This is a genomic window from Mesorhizobium sp. M5C.F.Cr.IN.023.01.1.1 (genome assembly GCF_003997585.1).
In the GTDB taxonomy this organism is placed as follows: Bacteria; Pseudomonadota; Alphaproteobacteria; order Rhizobiales; family Rhizobiaceae; genus Mesorhizobium; species Mesorhizobium wenxiniae.
In genome coordinates this window covers 1-1,210 of the sequence record NZ_RZSU01000236.1, presented here as the reverse complement: position 1 = coordinate 1,210, position 1,210 = coordinate 1, and the positions used below count along the sequence as shown (strand labels likewise).

The 1,210-nt window shown below is 63.6% G+C and carries 1 pseudogene; it reads right to left on the bottom strand.

Annotation, left to right across the window (positions count from 1 at the left end):
- A pseudogene (gene sucA, locus EOA78_RS35520) lies at window positions 1–1,210 on the bottom strand (2-oxoglutarate dehydrogenase E1 component); the annotation flags it as partial.

Here is a 1,210-nt window from a genome sequence, read left to right as displayed (position 1 = left end):
AGACAGTGCTTCGACATCAAGCCGGTGGCCGGCGACGCAGCGGCCGGCCTGCCGGTATAGCGCACCCGCTGATGCTTGGCGTCGATATGCGCCAGCACCCATTCCAGATAGGGATCGATGAACGACCAGGCGCCCATATTCTTGGGCTCCTCCTGGCACCACACCATCTCGGCGTTGCGGAAGCGTGACAGCTCGGTGATCAGCGCCTTGGCCGGGAATGGATAGAGCTGTTCGACGCGCAGCAGGTAGATGTCGTTGATGCCGCGCTTCTCGCGCTCCTCGTAGAGGTCGTAATAGACCTTGCCCGAGCAGAGCACCACACGGCGGATCTTCGAATCTTTGGTGAGCTTGATCGCCTGGCCGGGGAGCTGCTGGGCATCGTCCCACAACAGCCGGTGGAAGGCGCTTTCGCCCGACATCTCCGGCAGCGTCGACACCGCCCGCTTGTGGCGCAGTAGCGACTTAGGCGTCATCAGGATCAGCGGCTTGCGGAAATCCCGCTTCAACTGCCGGCGCAGGATGTGGAAGTAGTTGGCCGGCGTCGTGCAGTAGGCCACCTGCATGTTGTCTTCGGCGCAAAGCTGCAGGAAGCGCTCGAGCCTGGCCGACGAATGTTCCGGCCCCTGGCCTTCATAGCCATGCGGCAGCAGGCAGACGAGGCCCGACATTCTGAGCCACTTGCGCTCGCCCGACGAGATGAACTGGTCGAACACCACCTGGGCGCCATTGGCGAAATCGCCGAACTGAGCTTCCCAAAGCGTCAGCGCCTTCGGCTCGGCCAGGCTGTAGCCGTATTCGAAGCCGAGCACGGCCTCTTCCGACAGCATCGAGTTGATGACCTCGAAGCCGGCTTGCGCCGCCGACAGATTGTTGAGCGGGATATAGCGTGTCTCGTCGCGCTGGTCGTAGAGCACGGAGTGACGTTGCGAGAACGTGCCGCGCTCCGAATCCTGTCCCGACAGCCGGACCGGATTGCCGTCGAGCAGGATGGCGCCGAAAGCCAGCGCCTCGGCCGTCGACCAGTCGATGCCTTCGCCCGACTCGATCGCCTGGCGGCGGTTCTCGAGAAACCGCATGATCGTCTTGTGCGCCGCGAAATCCTTCGGCACCTCGGTCAGCTTCTTGCCGATCTCCTTCAGCGTCTTGACCGGTACCGCGGTCTTGCCGCGCCGCTGTTCGTCCTGGTTGTCGGCCGTGCGCAGGCCCGACC